The organism is Streptomyces vinaceus, assembly GCF_008704935.1.
Taxonomy (GTDB): Bacteria; Actinomycetota; Actinomycetes; order Streptomycetales; family Streptomycetaceae; genus Streptomyces; species Streptomyces vinaceus.
Window position 1 is genome coordinate 3648824 of the sequence record NZ_CP023692.1, and the last position, 16749, is coordinate 3665572.

12 protein-coding genes are annotated in these 16749 nt (G+C 71.4%); 6 read left to right on the forward strand and 6 right to left on the reverse strand.

The genetic code is table 11. The features are described from left to right. The first annotated feature begins 60 nt into the window (after positions 1-60). Both CP980_RS16345 and CP980_RS16350 read left to right on the forward strand, forming a co-directional pair. Complete coding sequence (locus tag CP980_RS16345; protein ID WP_229907324.1) at positions 61-783, forward strand: hypothetical protein; 723 nt, start codon at positions 61-63, stop codon at positions 781-783. Further along, the gene (locus CP980_RS16350; protein WP_373312970.1) at positions 729-2138 is read left to right on the forward strand and encodes a sensor histidine kinase; all 1410 of its coding nucleotides are present in this window, start codon (positions 729-731) and stop codon (positions 2136-2138) included. Before CP980_RS16345 ends, CP980_RS16350 begins: the two co-directional genes overlap by 55 nt. A gap of 107 nt (positions 2139-2245) precedes the next feature. Here the strand turns inward: CP980_RS16350 and CP980_RS16355 are convergent, their stop codons facing one another. Then, positions 2246-4342: a PhoX family protein gene (locus CP980_RS16355; RefSeq protein ID WP_150528476.1), complete on the reverse strand. Its 2097-nt coding sequence runs from the start codon at positions 4340-4342 to the stop codon at positions 2246-2248. 353 nt (positions 4343-4695) lie between these two features. On the opposite strand from CP980_RS16355, the gene CP980_RS35160 reads away from it, so the two are divergent. Then, positions 4696-6276 carry a VWA domain-containing protein gene (locus CP980_RS35160; RefSeq protein WP_229907323.1) on the forward strand — a complete coding sequence of 527 codons (1581 nt, stop codon included), beginning with the start codon at positions 4696-4698 and terminating at the stop codon, positions 6274-6276. A 97-nt stretch (positions 6277-6373) separates the two neighbouring features. On the opposite strand, the gene aspS is transcribed toward CP980_RS35160, so the two are convergent. Continuing rightward, complete coding sequence (gene aspS / locus CP980_RS16365) at positions 6374-8191, reverse strand: aspartate--tRNA ligase (protein WP_132758255.1); 1818 nt, start codon at positions 8189-8191, stop codon at positions 6374-6376. A 136-nt stretch (positions 8192-8327) separates the two neighbouring features. On the opposite strand from aspS, the gene CP980_RS16370 reads away from it, so the two are divergent. Together CP980_RS16370 and CP980_RS16375 are read left to right on the forward strand one after the other, a co-directional pair. Continuing rightward, entirely contained in the window at positions 8328-10475 is a 2148-nt protein-coding gene (locus CP980_RS16370) for an ATP-binding SpoIIE family protein phosphatase (RefSeq protein ID WP_150530246.1), read from the forward strand. Between the two features lie 45 nt (positions 10476-10520). Continuing rightward, positions 10521-11576 (forward strand): AI-2E family transporter, encoded by a 1056-nt coding sequence (locus CP980_RS16375; protein ID WP_150530247.1) that lies wholly within the window; start codon positions 10521-10523, stop codon positions 11574-11576. A gap of 13 nt (positions 11577-11589) precedes the next feature. Here CP980_RS16375 and CP980_RS16380 read toward each other — a convergent pair whose 3' ends face one another. From CP980_RS16380 to CP980_RS16395, 4 genes are all read right to left on the reverse strand, one after another. Next, the gene (locus CP980_RS16380; RefSeq protein WP_132758253.1) at positions 11590-12576 is read right to left on the reverse strand and encodes a pirin family protein; all 987 of its coding nucleotides are present in this window, start codon (positions 12574-12576) and stop codon (positions 11590-11592) included. Positions 12577-12702: 126 nt separating this feature from the next. Further along, a complete protein-coding gene (locus CP980_RS16385; RefSeq protein ID WP_132758251.1) occupies positions 12703-13083 on the reverse strand; it encodes a hypothetical protein in 381 nt (126 codons plus the stop codon). 105 nt (positions 13084-13188) lie between these two features. Further along, positions 13189-14139: a winged helix-turn-helix domain-containing protein gene (locus CP980_RS16390; protein ID WP_132758249.1), complete on the reverse strand. Its 951-nt coding sequence runs from the start codon at positions 14137-14139 to the stop codon at positions 13189-13191. Between the two features lie 102 nt (positions 14140-14241). Further along, complete coding sequence (locus CP980_RS16395; RefSeq protein ID WP_099890461.1) at positions 14242-14703, reverse strand: SseB family protein; 462 nt, start codon at positions 14701-14703, stop codon at positions 14242-14244. 206 nt (positions 14704-14909) lie between these two features. On the opposite strand from CP980_RS16395, the gene CP980_RS16400 reads away from it, so the two are divergent. Continuing rightward, positions 14910-16739 carry an acyl-CoA dehydrogenase gene (locus CP980_RS16400; RefSeq protein ID WP_150530248.1) on the forward strand — a complete coding sequence of 610 codons (1830 nt, stop codon included), beginning with the start codon at positions 14910-14912 and terminating at the stop codon, positions 16737-16739. Positions 16740-16749 lie beyond the last annotated feature (10 nt).

Below are 16749 nucleotides of genomic sequence, written 5' to 3' on the forward strand. Positions count from 1 at the left end.
GCGTCACCCGAACGGCCCCGGGGCCGGGCCCGCACGCCCCGGCCGGGAGAGCATCGGTGCATGAGGCCCCTCTCCCGGCGCGGCCGCACGGCGGCCCCGGTCCTCGCCGCCGTCCTCGCGGCGGCGGCCGGGTGCGCGGATGTGGACGGGCTGCACGACGACGGCGACCTGGGCACGGTGCACGCCCCGCAGTCCCTGTGGGCGGACATCCATCCGGACCCGCCCGGCCCGGGCCAGAACCCCGGTACGGCCGCAGTGGTCCCGGGGCTGCCCAAGGTCGCAGGGCTCAGCATGCGGGGCGTGAACGCGGTGGAGGTCGTACGGGCCGACATCACCGCCGCCACCGCCCAGGACGAGGGGACCGGACGCCTCGTCGACCCCCGGGCGGTGCAGCGGCTCGCACTGTGTACACAGGCTGTGGACGGAGGTCCCGACTGCCCGGTGCGACCCCCGGTGCTGCACGACGTGACGGGCGACGGCCGCGAAGAGCTGATCACCGCACTGGACATCGACGGCCGGGTCAGCGAACTCCGCGTCTACACCGTCAAGGACGACGGGACGATCGCCCGGATCCTGTCCCGGCGCGGGGTGCTGGAAGGCGTGGAGGTGGCCGCCGAACACCTGGCGGTCCGCGAGCCGACCTCGAACCCGGAGAAGGTCTCCGTCTCCGACTACGTGTGGGACCCCAAGGCCGGGATCATGAACCTGTCCCAGCTCACCCTCGACGAATGCCCGGGCGCGAAGAGCGGCGCCACCCCGTGCTCCTCCGCGAGCCGGGGCTGAGGGGACCGGCCGCCATGCGGGTGACGAGCAGTCTGCGCTGGAAGATCGCCCTGACCACCACGGCGGTGTGCTGCGCCGTCGCGGCGGTCCTCGGGATCCTCGTGCACAACGTGGTCGCCCGGCAGATCGTCGGAGAGGTCCGCAAGGACGCGGACCGGGACCTGGACTACGCCCTCGCCCAGTACCAGTACGGCACCTCCCACGGCGATGTGAACGTCGCCGTCGATCCACCCGAGCTCCCCGGCGCGCTGCGCAGGCTCGTGGCGGGCGGACGCACCGGCAGCATGGTCGGCGAGCGCGCCGGCGAACCGGTCATGTGGGCCGCCGGACCCGCCGACGACAAGGCCCTCGCCATCTGGCTCCCGTACGAGAGCACCCGCCACCGGCTGCGGGACATCGACACCGCGATCCTCGCCTCGGCGGCGCTCGCCGCCGGAATCGTCGCGCTGGCCGGCCTGTTCCTCGCCAACCGGATCAGCCGCCGGCTGACCACCACGGCGGCCGTGGCCCGCCGGATCAGCGCCGGGGACCTGGACGCGCGCGTGGGATTCCCCGTCGAGCACGACGGCGGGGACGGCAAGAAGGCCGCGGACGGCACGGCAGGCTCCGCCGCAGGCGGCGGACGGCGCCGGCCGCGCTACCGCGACGAGGTGCGGGACGTCGCGGTGGCACTGGACTCGATGGCCCGGTCCCTCCAGGAGCGGATCGAGGCGGAGAAGCGCTTCACCGCGGACGTCGCGCACGAGCTGCGCACCCCGCTCACCGGCTCGCTGGCCGCGGCCGCCCTGTTGCCGGAGGGGCGGCCCAAAGAGATGATCAACGACCGGCTCAAGGCCCTGCACCTGCTCACCGAGGACCTGCTGGAGATCTCCCGGCTGGAGTCGGGCGTCGAGCGCGCCGACCTGGCCCGGGTCGAGCTCGGCGAGGCGGTGCGCCGGGCCGTCCGGGCGACTCGCCTGGAGGCCTCCGTACGGGTCGTCCGGGACATCGTGGTGCTCACCGACCGGCGGCGGCTGGACCGGATCCTGGCCAACCTGCTCGTCAACGCCGACAAACACGGGGAACCGCCGGTCGAGGTGACCGTCGAGGGCCCGGTGGTCGTCGTACGCGATCACGGGCCCGGCTACCCGCCCGAGCTGATCGAGCAGGGCCCTCAGCGTTTCCGCACCGGGGACCCGGGCCGCGGCCGGGGCCACGGGCTGGGCCTGACCATCGTGGTCGGCCAGGCGGCGGTCCTGGAGATCGCCCTGAGCCTCGCCAACGCGCCCGACGGAGGGGCGATGACCACGCTCAGGCTGCCCGTCGGGCGCCTGGCGGATGAAAGCATGGAAGTCAGACAATCCTTCCCCGAATGATATCGGGAGATATCGCATGAAACGCCAACGGGCGGTGGGTGTTTCACGTGAAACACCCACCGCCCCGGTGGATTCAACCGGTCAACTGACCGTGCCTACCGGCCCGATCACACGCCGATGTTCTTGCCGTCCTTGCGCCAGACCGACACGACCGCCGGACGGACGATCTTGCCCGGGCCGTCGGGCCACACCGACTGGGGCTTCTCGACGGACGCCCCGTCGATCTCGCCGGGGTGCTGGACGGCGACGAGGACGCGCTTGTCCTGGACCAGCGGGCCGCAGGTCTCCGCGCCGCGGGGCACGGTCAGGAACTGCTTCAGCTCACCGCGGCGGTCACCGGCGGTGGCGACGCCGAACAGGCCGTCGTGGGAGCCGAGCTGGTTGCCGTCCGTGGAGATCCACAGGTTGCCGTGCGGGTCGAAGGTCACGTTGTCCGGGCAGGAGATCGGGCTGACCTTCTCCTTCGGGAAGCCGGCGAAGAACGTGGACGGGTCCTTCGGGTCACCGGCGACCAGGAAGAGGCGCCAGGCGAAACCGTCGCCGGCCGGGTCGTCGAAGTTCTCGGCGAGCTCCAGGATCTGGCCGTGCTTGTTCGTGTTGCGCGGGTTGGCCTCGTCCGCTCCGGCCTTGCCGGCCTTGCCGCGGTCGCTGTTGTTGGTGAGGACGACGTACACGCGGCCGGTGCGCGGCGAGGGCTCGATGTCCTCGGGGCGGTCCATCTTGGTGGCGCCCACCTTGTCGCCGGCCTCACGCGTGAAGACGACCACCTCTTCGGCGGTCATGCCCTCGACGTGCGAGACGTTGCCGGAGGGGGAGGAGGTGAGGAGCTTGATCCAGACACCGGAGCCGTCGAACTGGCCGTCGGACGGCAGCTTGCCGGTTCCGTCGAACTCGGCGGCCGGGGAGTCACCGGTCAGCTTGGCGACGTAGAGGGTGCCCTCGTCGAGCAGCGTGAGGTTGTGCTCCTTCGCCGCGCGCGAGTTGCCCTTCTTCATCTGCTTCGAGGAGACGAACTTGTAGAAGTAGTCGAACTTCTCGTCGTCGCCCATGTAGACGACCGGGCGGCCGTCCTCGGTCAGGCGGGGCTGGGCGCCCTCGTGCTTGAAACGGCCCAGCGCGGTGCGCTTGCGCGGGGTGGAGTGCGGGTCGTACGGGTCGAGCTCGACGACCCAGCCGAAGCGGTGCGACTCGTTGGGCTCCTGGAGCACGTCGAAGCGCTTGTCGAAACGCTCCCACTTGCGCTCGGTGGCGCCGGCGGTCACGCCGTAGCGCTTCAGGCGGGCGGCCTCGGTGGCGTCGGTGACCTGGCCGGCGTTGGCGAAGTACTGGTTGAAGTTCTCCTCGCCGTGCAGCGTGGTGCCCCACGGGGTGGTGCCGCCGGAGCAGTTGTTGAGCGTGCCGAGGACCTTGGTGCCGGTCGGGTCGGCGGAGGTCTTCACCAGGGCGCTGCCCGCGGCCGGGCCGGTGAGCTTGAACTCGCTGGTCGCGGTGAGGCGGCGGTTGAGCTGGTGGCGGTTGACCGCGGTCAGCTTGCCGCTGCGGTGGTCCTCCTGCACGACGACGACGCCGAGGCCGTGCGCGGCCCAGGCGATCTCGACCTGCTCGCGGGTCGGGTTCGCCGGGTCGTAGCCCTTGAACATGAGGATCTCGTCGGTGTACTCGTGGTTGGCCACGAGCAGCTGCTGGCGCTCGTAGTCACCGCCGAGCGGGAGCAGCGAGAGGAAGTCGTTGTTGTAGCCGAACTGACCGGCCTGGGCGGCGGCGGTCTGCTTGTCGGCGTTGAAGCCCGGAGCGCCCTTGACGATGGGCTCGCCCCAGCGGATGACCACGTTCTGCTCGTAGCCCTCGGGGACGGTGACCCGGTCGTCGGTGTTCGGCGCGACGGCCTTGAAGCGCAGACCGCGGGCGCCCGCGGCGTCGGCGGCGGACGCACCCTGGGCGTCGGCGGAGGGCGCGGCGGTGGCCGAGGAGCCGTTGCCGCCGAGGGTGATGGCGGTACCGGCGGCGGACGCGACCGTGACGACGGCGGCGGAGCGCAGCATCGAGCGGCGCGAGTAGGCGCGCGCGATGACGTCACCGACGTATTCGTTGTCGCTCTTGTTCGGCACCTCGTGGAAGCAGGCGTCGCCACAGCGGTAGCGGCAGGTGAGGGCGGAACGGCCGCCCCCATGCGAGTTGCCTATGAGCGGCAGGAGCTTGCGCACGAGTGTCCTCCGTAGATGCACGGGTGCCGACAGCATGTCGGTCGAATCCAGCCGTGACGGTAGGCGCGGGTTGCGCCGAAGCGGCGGCGCTGGAATGAACGCCCGGTGAACCGGGCACGTCGGTGCGGGAGTTCGGCAAGATGGGGTGTGTGCTGGGCGGGCCGGGCGCCACGAAGGGCGCCCCTGCCGAAGTTCCAGCCAAGCGGCCGATAACCTTACGTGTCCACTCTGGGCAGGGATCAACCGCGCAGCACGGACAAATGACGCACGCACTCATGCGAAAGGCCTGGCCCATGGGTATTCGGAGCTTGTTGCGCAAGGTGTTCGGACGGTCTGCCGAGCCGGTTCCGGAGATGACGGACGCCACTTCGGCCGCCGTCCCGAGCCAGGCGGAACGGACCCCCCTGGACGTGGCGGCCGAACTGGTCGCCGCCTCCTTCGACAATCCGACGGTTCCCCCGCAGTCCGCTCCGCGGGACCGTGAACCGGGGACCCTCCTCACCGCCCCGGCCCCGGACCCGACGGTCCCGGAGGCACGGCGCCCGCAGCCTGCGGCCGCACCCGAGCCGGTCGCCGCTCCTGCGGCGGAGGTCCCGGCGGAGCCGGTCGCCGAGCCGGCGGCCGCCGAGGCCGAGCCGGTGGCCGAGGTCGCCACCACCGAGCCGGAGCCGGAGGTCAAGGCCGAGACCGTCGCGGCCGAGGCGGAGACGGCGACGACGACGGCCGAGCCGGCCACCGAGGTCGAGGTGGAGCCCGAGGCAGTCACCGAGCCGGAGGCAGTCACCGAGGTCGAGGCTCCCGCCGTGGCCGAGGACCCGGTGGCGGCCGAGGACCCGGTCGTGGCCGAGCCCGTGGCGGCCGAGGTCGAGGCCCCCGTGGCCGAGCCGGTGGCCGAGGTCGCCGAGCCGGTCGTCGAGCCCGTGGCCGAAGCGGAGACGCCGACGGCCGAGCCGGTGGCCGAAGTCGAGGTCGTCGCCGCCGAGGCCGAGGTTTCCGAGGCGGAGCCCGTCGTCGAGGCGGAGCCCGAAGCGGAGGCCGTCGTCGAGGCGGAGCCCGAAGCCGAGGCCGTCGTCGAGCCCGTCGTCGAGGCGGAGCCCGAGGCCGAGGCCGTCGTCGAGGCCGAGGCCGAGCCCGAAGCCGAGGCCGTCGTCGAGCCCGTCGTCGAGGCGGAGCCCGAGGCCGAGGCCGTCGTCGAGCCCGACGCCGAACCCGTCGCCGAACCCGTCGCTGCCGAGGCCGAGGTTGTGGGCGAGGTCGTCGCCGTCGAGGCCGGGGGACCGGCTCTTGCGCTGGCCGACGTGAAGCGGGCGGCTCCCGGGGTGGCCGGGGCGTACAAGGCCGCCGGGACGGTGCTCCGGGGCAAGGGCAAGGCCGGCGCGCGGGCCAAGGTGTACCTGGTCCTGGACCGTTCCGGGTCGATGCGCCCGTTCTACAAGGACGGCAGCGCCCAGCACCTCGCGGACCACGCCCTCGCCCTCGCCGCGCACCTCGACGACGAGGCGACCATGCACACCGTGTTCTTCTCCACGGACGTGGACGGCACCGCCGACCTGACGCTCGACGCCCACGACGACACCTGGGTCGAAGCCCGCCACGCCGAACTCGGCCGCATGGGCCGCACCAGCTACCACGTCGCCGTGGAGGCCGTCGTCGAGCGGTACCAGAAGGACGGCGGCGAAGGCCCCGCCCTCGTCGTGTTCCAGACCGACGGCGCCCCCGACAGCGTCCGGCCCGCCAAGCAGGCCATCGCGGACGCCGCCGCCTCCGCACCCGGCGTGTACTGGCAGTTCGTCGCCTTCGGCGACCACGACGCCAAGGCCTTCGACTTCCTGCGCAAGCTGGACGCCGAGAACGCCGGCTTCTTCCACGCCGGCCCCGCCCCGGCCGGGCTGCCCTCGGCCGCCCTCGCCAAGGGCCTGCTCCAGAGCTTCTGAGCCCTCAGCCCTCAGCCCTGAGCCCAGAGCCGCCTACGCGGATGACGAAGGGCCCGGGATCCATCGGATCCCGGGCCCTTCCTCCTGCGTACGGCGATTACCGCGCGGCGTCCGGGTGGACGGCCTCCGCGATCGGCTTGGCGTCGGCGGCCTTCGTCTCCACCGGCTTGCGCAGCGCGATGTTCAGCTCGCGCAGGCGGGACTCCTCCAGGACGGTGGGCGCGCCCATCATCAGGTCCTGCGCGTTGCCGTTCAGCGGGAAGGCGATGGTCTCGCGGATGTTGGGCTCGTCGGCGAGCAGCATCACGATGCGGTCCACGCCCGGGGCGATGCCACCGTGCGGCGGGGCGCCGAGGCGGAAGGCGCGCAGCATGCCGGCGAACTCGCGCTCGACGGTCTCGGCCTCGTAACCCGCGATCTCGAAGGCCTTCAGCATGACCTCGGGCTCGTGGTTGCGGATGGCGCCGGAGGACAGCTCGATGCCGTTGCAGACGATGTCGTACTGCCAGGCGAGGATGTCGAGCGGGTCCTTCTCCTCCAGGTCCTTCATGCCGCCCTGCGGCATGGAGAAGGGGTTGTGCGAGAAGTCGATCTTGCCGGTCTCCTCGTCCTTCTCGTACATCGGGAAGTCGACGATCCAGCAGAACCGGAAGACGTTCTCCTCGAACTGGCCGGCGCGCTTGGCGGCCTCCACGCGCACGCCCGACATGATCTTGGAGACCTCGTCGAACTCGCCGGCGCCGAAGAACACGGCGTGGCCGGGGACCAGGCCCAGGCGCTCGGTGAGGACCTTGACGTTCTCCTCGGTGAGGAACTTGGCGATCGGGCCGGTCAGCGAACCGTCCTCGCCCACGCGGACCCAGGCCAGGCCCTTGGCGCCGAGCGAGATCGCGTACTCGCCGAGGCCGTCGAAGAACTTGCGCGGCTGCGCGGCGGTGTCCGGGACGGCCAGCGCACGCACGTGCTTGCCGGCGAACGCCTTGAACTCCGAGCCCTCGAAGACGTCGGTGATGTCGACGAGCTCCAGCTTGGCGCGCAGGTCGGGCTTGTCGTTGCCGTACTTCAGCATCGACTCGCGGAAGGGGATCCGCGGGAACGGCGAGGTGACCTCGCGGCCGCCGCCGAACTCGGTGAAGAGCTCGGTCATCAGGCGCTCGATCGGCTGGAAGACGTCCTCCTGCTCGACGAAGGACATCTCCACGTCGAGCTGGTAGAACTCGCCCGGCGAGCGGTCGGCGCGGGCGTCCTCGTCGCGGAAGCAGGGCGCGATCTGGAAGTACCGGTCGAAGCCCGAGATCATCAGCAGCTGCTTGAACTGCTGCGGGGCCTGCGGCAGGGCGTAGAACTTGCCCGGGTTCAGACGGGACGGGACGACGAAGTCGCGCGCGCCCTCGGGGGAGGTCGCGGTGAGGATCGGGGTCGCCATCTCGTTGAAGCCGAGGGCCACCATCTTCGAGCGGATCGAGGCGATGACGGCCGAGCGCAGCATGATGTTGCGGTGCATGCGCTCGCGGCGCAGGTCGAGGAAGCGGTACTCCAGGCGCCGCTCCTCGTTCACACCGTCGTCGGTGTTGATCGTGAAGGGCAGCGGGGCGGCCGCGCCGAGCACCTCGACCTCGGCGGCCTCGATCTCGATCTCGCCGGTGGGCAGGTCGGGGTTGACGTTCTCCGTGCCACGCGAGACGACCTTGCCGTCGACGCGGACGACCGTCTCCTTGGAGAGCTTGTCCAGGACGGCGGCCGCGGCGGTGCCGGGGCGGGCGACGAGCTGCGTGATGCCGTAGTGGTCGCGCAGATCGATGAAGAGGATGCCGCCCAGGTCTCGACGGTTGTGCAGCCAGCCGCTCAGCCGGACGTCGGCGTTGACGTCAGAGGCGCGGAGCTCGCCGCAGGTGTGGGACCTGTACCGATGCATCAGTCATCCAGTTCTTCGCGATACCAGGGTGGATTCAACCCTCACAAGGTTACCGTCCGGGCCGGGGACCGTGCCGGTGTGCCCGCCGACCCCCGTGAACAGGCACGCCGGAGGGATGACCTGTAAAGATGACCGGGTGCGCACCGAGGACGTCCTGGCCGCCATCGCGACGGGCCTGTGGCGATGGGACAACGCCTCCGGGACGGTCACCCTCGACAGCGAGGCCGCCCGGCTGCTCGGGCTGCCCGCCGAGCCCGCCGTGCTGCCGGAGGTCGTCGTACGGTCGCGATTTCACCCGGTGGACTGGAACGAGATCAACGGGATCGTCAACCTCGCGGTGGCCGAGGACACCCTCGCCGAGGCCCGGCTGCGGATCATGGACGAGGACGGGCGGGTGCTGCGGACCGTACGCAGCCGCTCCAAGCCCGTGGAGAACCTGACCGCCGACGGCCGCGTCGACTACGAGCTGATCGGCACCATCCAGGAGATCGCCGAGCCGCAGCCCGGCACCACCGCCGTCCACACCCCGATCACCGGCGACTGGCGGCGCTCCCGCGAGGCCTTCCTGCTGGACGCGGGGCGGGCGCTCGCCGAGGCCCGGTCCACCGCGGAGGTCCTGCGCGTGGCCGCCTCGCTGTCGATGCCCGGATTCAGCCCCGACGGGCTGGCGGTCTTCGGGGTGGCCGGGGACCGGCTGTCGATCATCGGGCACCACGGGCACGGCCCCGGGGACGAGGCCCCCTTCTCGGACATGCGGCTGGACACCGACTACCCGGCCGCCGAGGTGGTCCGTACGGGACGGGCGATCTACCTCCCCTCCCCCGAGGACTACAAACGGCGGTTTCCCGCCACCTGGCCGCTCGCCCAGCGCTTCGGCCGGGCCTCCTGGGCCTTCCTCCCCCTGATCGTCGCCGGGCGCACCATGGGCGCCTGGATGGCCGCGTTCAAGCACCCGGTGTCCTTCTCCCCGGACGAGCGCTCCGTCCTGACCACGGTGGCCCGGATGCTGGCCCAGGCCCTCCAGCGGGCGGGCGTGGCCGAATCCGAGCGGGAACTCACCTCCGACCTGCAACGGTCGATGATGCCCATGCTGGGCCCCGACATCCCGGGCATGCGGATCGCCGCCCGGTACGTCCCCACCGGCGGCGGGCTGGAGGTCGGCGGCGACTGGTACGACATGATCCCGCTGCCGTCGGGACGGTTCGCGCTGGTCATCGGGGACGTGCAGGGGCACGACGTACGGGCCGCCGGGCTGATGGGCCAGCTGCGGATCGCGGTCCGCGCGTACGCCTCCGAGGGCCACCGGCCCGACGCGGTGCTCTCCCGCGCCTCCCGCTTCCTGGCGGGCATCACCGACTCGTACGAGGACGACGACTTCCGCAGCCCGCGCTTCGCGACCTGCCTGTACGTGGAGTGCGACCCGGCGACCGGGCTGCTGGAGGTCGCCCGGGCCGGCCACCCCGACCCGGTGATCCGGATGCCGGACGGCACGGTGCTGATGCGGCCGACCGCCGGGGGCCTGCCGCTCGGCATCGTCCCGGACACGGACTACCCGACGACGCGGTTCACGCTGGAGCCCGGCGAGACGATGATGCTCTGCACCGACGGGCTGATCGAGACCGGCGGGCACGACCTGGACACGGGCTGGGCACGGCTGCGCGCGATCCTGGAGTCGGAGACGTACGAGCCGGGCGCGGCGCACGGCTCCGACGCCCTGGAGAAGCTGGCCGACCTGCTGGTGCAGGCCGTGCACGGGCCTTCCTCGCACCACACCACCGGCCCGCTGGCCGACCGGCGCGAGGACGACATAGCCGTCGTCCTGCTGTGCCGGGAGGGTGCGGAGTGCGGCTGCGGGGCCCCCGCGGAGCACCCGGTGCGGCCGGCGCGCCGCACGATGCTGACCGTGGCGCAGGCCGAGCCGGAGCGGATCGCGGGCGCACGCCGGCAGATCCGGGAGCTGCTGCACGACTGGGCGGACGCGGAACAGGTGGACTCGGCGGTGCTCATGGTCTCCGAAATGGTCACCAACGTCCTGATGCACACGGACGGCGACGCGCTGCTCGTCGCGGAGGCGGCGGGGGAACTGGGGACGCGGCGGCTGCGCATCGAGGTCGCCGACGCCAGCGACGAGCTGCCCCACAAGCGGCATCCGGGCGAGATGGCTTCGAGCGGCCGGGGCGTCCTGCTGATGGAGATGCTGGCGGACACCTGGGGCGTGGACCCGCGCGGCGAGGGCAAGTCGATCTGGTTCGAGATGTACGAACAGGGCAAGGACGACTCCTAGCGCAGCCGATCCCGCGCCGCGGCGCCGTGGTTGGATGCAGGGGTGCTGACTCTGCTCCCGCCGCCGGTCAGGCGGCTGGCCGCCTGGTGCGTGGTCGCCCTGCTCGTCACCGGCGTGGTCGCCGTCGGCGTGTGGCTGTGCATCACCTTCAAGACCGCCGTCACGCCCGTCCTGCTCGCGCTGCTCGGCGTCGCCCTGCTCCGGCCGATGCACCTGCGCCTCGTACGGATGGGGATGCACCGCTCACTGGCCGCCGCGCTCACCTGCCTCGGCGTGGTCGCGGTGTTCGGCGGCGCCGGGTACGTCGTCGTCCACGCCCTCATCGACACCGGCGACCAGATCCTCGGCTCCCTCAAGCAGGCGGGGCAAGACCTCGCCGGCCGCTTCGGGCCCGCCGGGACCTCGCTGGAGGACCTGGCCTCGAACGCCAAGGAGCTGCTGGCGAAGTTCGGCGGTACGGCCGCCTCCGGCGTCATCACCGGCCTCAGCGTCGTCGGCGAGGTGCTCGCCACCGCCGTGCTCGCCCTCCTGCTGATGTTCTTCTTCCTGCGCGATGCGCACCGCGCGGCCGCCACCCTGCGCTCGCTCGCGCCCCGCGGCGCCGGCGACACCGTCGAGGCGACGGCCCGGCGCGCCTTCGAGGCCGTGGAGGGCTTCATGCGCGGGACCACGTTCATCGCCCTGATCGACGCCGTGTGCATCACGGTCGGGCTGCTCGTGCTCCGCGTCCCCGGCGCGGTCGGTCTCGGCGCCCTGGTCTTCGTCGGCGCGTACATCCCCTACCTGGGCGCCTTCATCTCCGGCGCGGTCGCGGTCCTCGTCGCCTTCGCCGAGCGGGGCTGGTTCATCGGCCTGTGGGCCGTGGGCGTGGTGCTCGCCGTACAGGTGCTGGAGGGGCACATCCTCCAGCCCGTGATCCAGAGCCGGACCGTGCAGATGCACCCCGCCGTGGTCATGCTGGCCATCACCGCCGGCGCCAGTGTCGCCGGGATCCTCGGCATGCTCCTGTCGGTACCGCTGACCGCCGCCGCGTTCGGGGTGGTGTCGCAGATGCGGGCGCGCTACGCGGGGGCCGGGGCGGAGCCGGGGCCCCCGGAGTAGCGCGCCGCACGGGTCAGGAGTGCTGGTCCGCCGACTTGTTGCGCTCCCGGGCGGTGGTGGGGATGGTCCCCAGCCGGCCGGCCTGGAAGTCGTCGAAGGCCTGCTGGAGCTCCTGGCGGCTGTTCATGACGAACGGCCCGTAGTGCGCCATCGGCTCCCGGATGGGACGCCCGCCGAGGAGGACGACCTCCAGGTCCGGGGTGTGGGAGTCCTGGGACTCGTCCGCGCGCACCGTGATCGAGCCGCCCTCGCCGAAGACCGCCGTCTGCCCGGTGTGGACGGGCCGCCGGTCGGTGCCGACGCTGCCGCGCCCGGCCATGACGTACGCGAGGGCGTTGAAGTCCTCGCGCCACGGGAGGGTGAGCTGCGCGCCCGGGGTGACGGTCGCGTGGATCATGGTGATCGGGGTGTGGGTGATGCCGGGGCCGGCGTGGCCGTCCAGTTCACCGGCGATCACGCGGAGCAGGGCGCCGCCGTCGGGGGTGGACAGCAGCTGGACCTGGCCGCCGCCGATGTCCTGGTAGCGCGGGGGCATCATCTTGTCGGAGGCCGGGAGGTTCACCCACAGCTGGAGGCCGTGGAAGAGCCCTCCGGACACGACCAGGGACTCCGGCGGGGCCTCGATGTGCAGGAGGCCGGAACCCGCGGTCATCCACTGGGTGTCACCGCCGTTGATGACTCCGCCGCCGCCGTTGCTGTCCTGGTGGACGAAGGTTCCGTCGATCAGGTACGTGACGGTCTCGAAGCCGCGGTGGGGGTGCCAGGGGGTGCCCTTGGGCTCACCGGGGGCGTACTCCACCTCGCCCATCTGGTCCATCATGATGAACGGGTCGAGGTGCTGGTAGTTGATCCCGGCGAACGCCCTGCGCACCGGGAACCCCTCGCCCTCGAAACCACCCGGGGCGGTCGTGACGGCCAGCACCTTGCGGGCGGCGGTCTCCTGGGCGGGCTCGGCGACGCGGGGGAGCGTCAACGGGTTCTCCACAGTCACTGCAGGCATGGTCGTAACCTCCTTCTGCGTCGAGTTTAGTTGAAACTCGAACTTTCTGCCACACCCCCACGCAACAGGAAGGGCCCCGAAGGAATTCCCCCCGGGGCCCGAAGCCTCTGACCTGCGCCTATGGACTTACGGCGTGACGACGACCGAGTTGATGGGTGTCAGGTCGACCCACCACAGCTCGTCCTGGGCCATCGTGTAACAGGTCCCCGTGCCGTTCCACCCGGTGCACAGCCGGAACTTCCAGCCACCGGTCTGGTTGTTCTTCACGTAGTGCCAGTTGTTCTGGCCGCTCAGGTTGTAGGTTCCCGCCCTCCAGAAGGAGTTGGTCGGGCCGGTGCTGAGGGCCGCGCCCGCCCCGTAGATGCACGCGGCCCCGGAGGGACAGCCGTAGAACATCTGGTCCGAGGCCGCCGCGGGCGGTGCCGCCAGGACCCCCGTGCCCAGCGCCAGTGCCCCGGTGGCCGCGAGCGCGGCGAGGTTCGTACGCAAGGACGTGCGTAAGGGCATACGTGACATCGCAGTCTCCCTCTCGACAGGAGCGGGCTTCCCCCGCACCACCGATGGTCGGGAGCCGGGGGGCGCACCGCGATCCTTTCGGGCACGGCCGAAAGGTCAGCGCCCGCTGTGGAGCAGGTCCACGCCCAGGCCCGTCGCCGAGTGGAGGACCGCCTTGCCGTCCCGCGCCGTCGTGATGAGCCCGGCCGCGCGCAGGGTGCGGGTGTGCTCGGACACCGAGGGCAGGCTGATGTCGAGGTCCCGGGCCAGTTCGCTCGTCGTGCGCTGCTCCACCAGCAGCTGGAGCACGGCCGCCCGCGTCCGCCCCAGCAGCGCGTCCAGCGCCCCCGCCGCCGGGCCCTCCGCCACCAGGGGCAGCGGGCTCATCGCGGGGTAGTGCAGTACGTGCGACCCGTCGGGCCGGTCGGCGAGCAGCGGGCGCCCCGTCCAGAACGCCGACGGCATGAGCAGCAGGCCGCCGCCGCCCAGCCGGACCTCGTAGTCCGGCGGCTCCCCGACCTCGAACACGGTGCCCGACCAGCCGGCCTTCGGGTGGGTGCCGGCCAGGCACGCCTTGATGCCGTGGGTGGCCAGCAGCCGGGTGCGCCAGGCGACGTCCGCCTGGAAGGACTGCCGTATCCGCGGCCAGTGCGGGGCGATGACCGCCTCGTGCGCGGACCGGACGGCCGTCTCCAGCTGGTCCCAGGCCGTACGGTCCTGGCCCCACAGCGCCCGCAGCCAGGAGGGAGCGCCGGGAGCCCGGCCCGCGACCCGGTACAGGAGGCCGTCGCCGAGCCGCGGCGCCGCCTCCCGTACGGCCGCCAGCCCGTCCTCCAGGGTGCGCGACAGCGGCTCGATGAACTGCGGATTGTCGCCGTCGGGCCGCAGCAGGTCCAGCAGCGGGCGGGCCCGGCCCGGCAGCTCGCGGCCGACCGCGGCGCGCCAGCGGCCGAAAACGGCCCGCTCGTCCGTGCGCTGCCAGGCGATCAGCGCCATCGACAGCTCCACCAGGGGGGCCGGTTCACTCGCGAACGTGACGTTCAGCAGGTCCTCGGCGGTGAAGTGCACCCGTAGCATCGTCCGCCGCCCCCCTGGCGCACCGGCCGCGATCGGCCGCTCAGCCGTGCATGAAAGCCGTACGCCCCGGCCGCACCGGTCGGCCCGTACGCGTCAGCCGTACATCCGGCGCATCGCGTAGTCGACCATCTGCTCCACGGCCTTCGCGTCGAAGACCATGCGGTGGTCGCCCTCCATGTCGAGGACGAAGCCGTAGCCGGTCGGCAGCAGGTCGATCACCTCGGCGCCCGTGATCACGAAGTACTTGGACTCCTTGCCGGCGTACCGGCGGAGCTCCTTGAGCGTGGTGAACATGGGGATCACCGGCTGCTGCGTGTTGTGCAGCGCCAGGAAGCCCGGGGTCTCACCGCGCGGGCAGTAGACCTTCGACGTGGCGAAGATCTGCTGGAAGTCCTCGGCGGACAGCGACCCGGTCGTGAAGGCCCGCACCGCGTCGGCGAGCGACGGCGGCGAGGGCTCGGGGTACAGCGGCTGCTCGCCGTACCCGCCGGCCATCTGCTGCGGGGCGGCGTACTGCTGCTGCCCTGCGCTCACGTTCTGGTCGTAGCCGTACATAGGGCGAAGCCTACCGAGCGCCCCCTGCCCCGTGGACGCGCATTCCCGCCAGGGTTGCGGACCCGCGGCCGGGTGGTGTCCGGCTTGACCCTGGTCACAGTCACCACATCAGGGGTTGCGTCTTATTACCCGTGGGTAGCATCATGACATTACCGATTGGTATGTACGAGGAACCTGTCTTCCCGAGCCTTAACGGAGCCGTCGCCATGGGGCACTACAAGTCGAATCTCCGCGACATCGAGTTCAACCTCTTCGAGGTGCTCGGCCGCGACAAGCTGTACGGCACCGGACCGTTCGGTGAGATGGACACCGAGACCGCCAAGAGCGTCCTGTCCGAGATCGCCCGCCTCGCCGAGAACGAGCTGGCCGATTCCTTCGCGGACGCCGACCGCAACCCGCCGGTCTTCGACCCGGCCACCAACACCGCGCCGGTCCCGGCGTCCTTCAAGAAGAGCTACGAAGCCTTCATGGACTCCGAGTACTGGCGCCTGGGCCTGCCCGAGGAGATCGGCGGCACCACCTCGCCCCGCTCCCTCATCTGGGCCTACGCGGAGCTGCTGCTCGGCTCGAACCCGGCCATCTGGATGTACTCCTCCGGCCCGGCGTTCGCCGGCATCCTCTTCGAAGAGGGCAACGAGGCGCAGAAGAAGGTCGCCCAGATAGCCGTCGAGAAGCGCTGGGGCTCCACCATGGTCCTCACCGAGCCGGACGCCGGCTCGGACGTGGGCGCCGGCCGCACCAAGGCCGTCCAGCAGGAGGACGGCTCCTGGCACATCGAGGGCGTGAAGCGCTTCATCACCTCCGGTGAGCACGACATGGAGGAGAACATCCTCCACTACGTCCTCGCGCGCCCCGAGGGCCACGGCCCGGGCACCAAGGGCCTGTCGCTCTTCCTCGTCCCGAAGTTCCACTTCGACTGGGAGACCGGCGAGCTGGGCGAGCGCAACGGCGTCTACGCGACCAACGTCGAGCACAAGATGGGCCTCAAGGCCTCCAACACGTGCGAGATGACCTTCGGCGACCAGCACCCCGCCAAGGGCTGGCTGATCGGCGACAAGCACGACGGCATCCGCCAGATGTTCATGATCATCGAGTTCGCCCGCATGATGGTCGGCACGAAGGCCATCGCGACGCTCTCCACCGGCTACCTGAACGCCCTGGAGTACGCCAAGGAGCGCGTGCAGGGTCCGGACCTGGCCAACTTCATGGACAAGACGGCCCCCAAGGTCACCATCACGCACCACCCGGACGTGCGCCGTTCGCTGATGACGCAGAAGGCGTACGCCGAGGGCATGCGCGCCCTGGTGCTGTACACCGCCTCCGTCCAGGACGCCATCCAGCTCAAGCAGGCCGCGGGCGAGGACGCCTCCGCCGAGATCGGCCTGAACGACCTGCTCCTGCCGATCGTGAAGGGCTACGGCTCGGAGCGCTCGTACGAGCAGCTCGCGCAGTCGCTGCAGACCTTCGGCGGCTCCGGCTACCTGCAGGAATACCCGATCGAGCAGTACATCCGCGACGCCAAGATCGACACCCTCTACGAGGGCACCACGGCGATCCAGGGCCAGGACTTCTTCTTCCGGAAGATCGTCCGCGACCAGGGTGCCTCGCTGAACGTCCTCTCCGAGACGATCAAGAAGTTCCTGGCCGAGGCCGTCGGCGGCGAGGAGCTGGCCGGCGCCCGCGACGCGCTCGCCAAGGCCGCCGTGGACCTGGAGGCCATCGTCGGCCAGATGATCGTCGACCTCACCGCCACCGGCGAGGACGTCAAGAACATCTACAAGGTCGGCCAGAACACCACCCGCCTGCTGATGGCCTCCGGTGACGTCGTCGTCGGCTACCTGCTGCTCAAGGGCGCGGCCGTGGCCGCCGAGAAGCTGGCCGCCGGCGCCCCCGCCAAGGACGTCGCCTTCTACACCGGCAAGATCGCGGCGGCGAAGTTCTTCGCCTCGCAGGTCCTGCCGAACGTCTCGGTCGCCCGCGCGCTGGCCGAGGCCGTCGACAACTCCCTGATGGAGCTCGACGAGGCCGCGTTCTAGCCCGTACGGT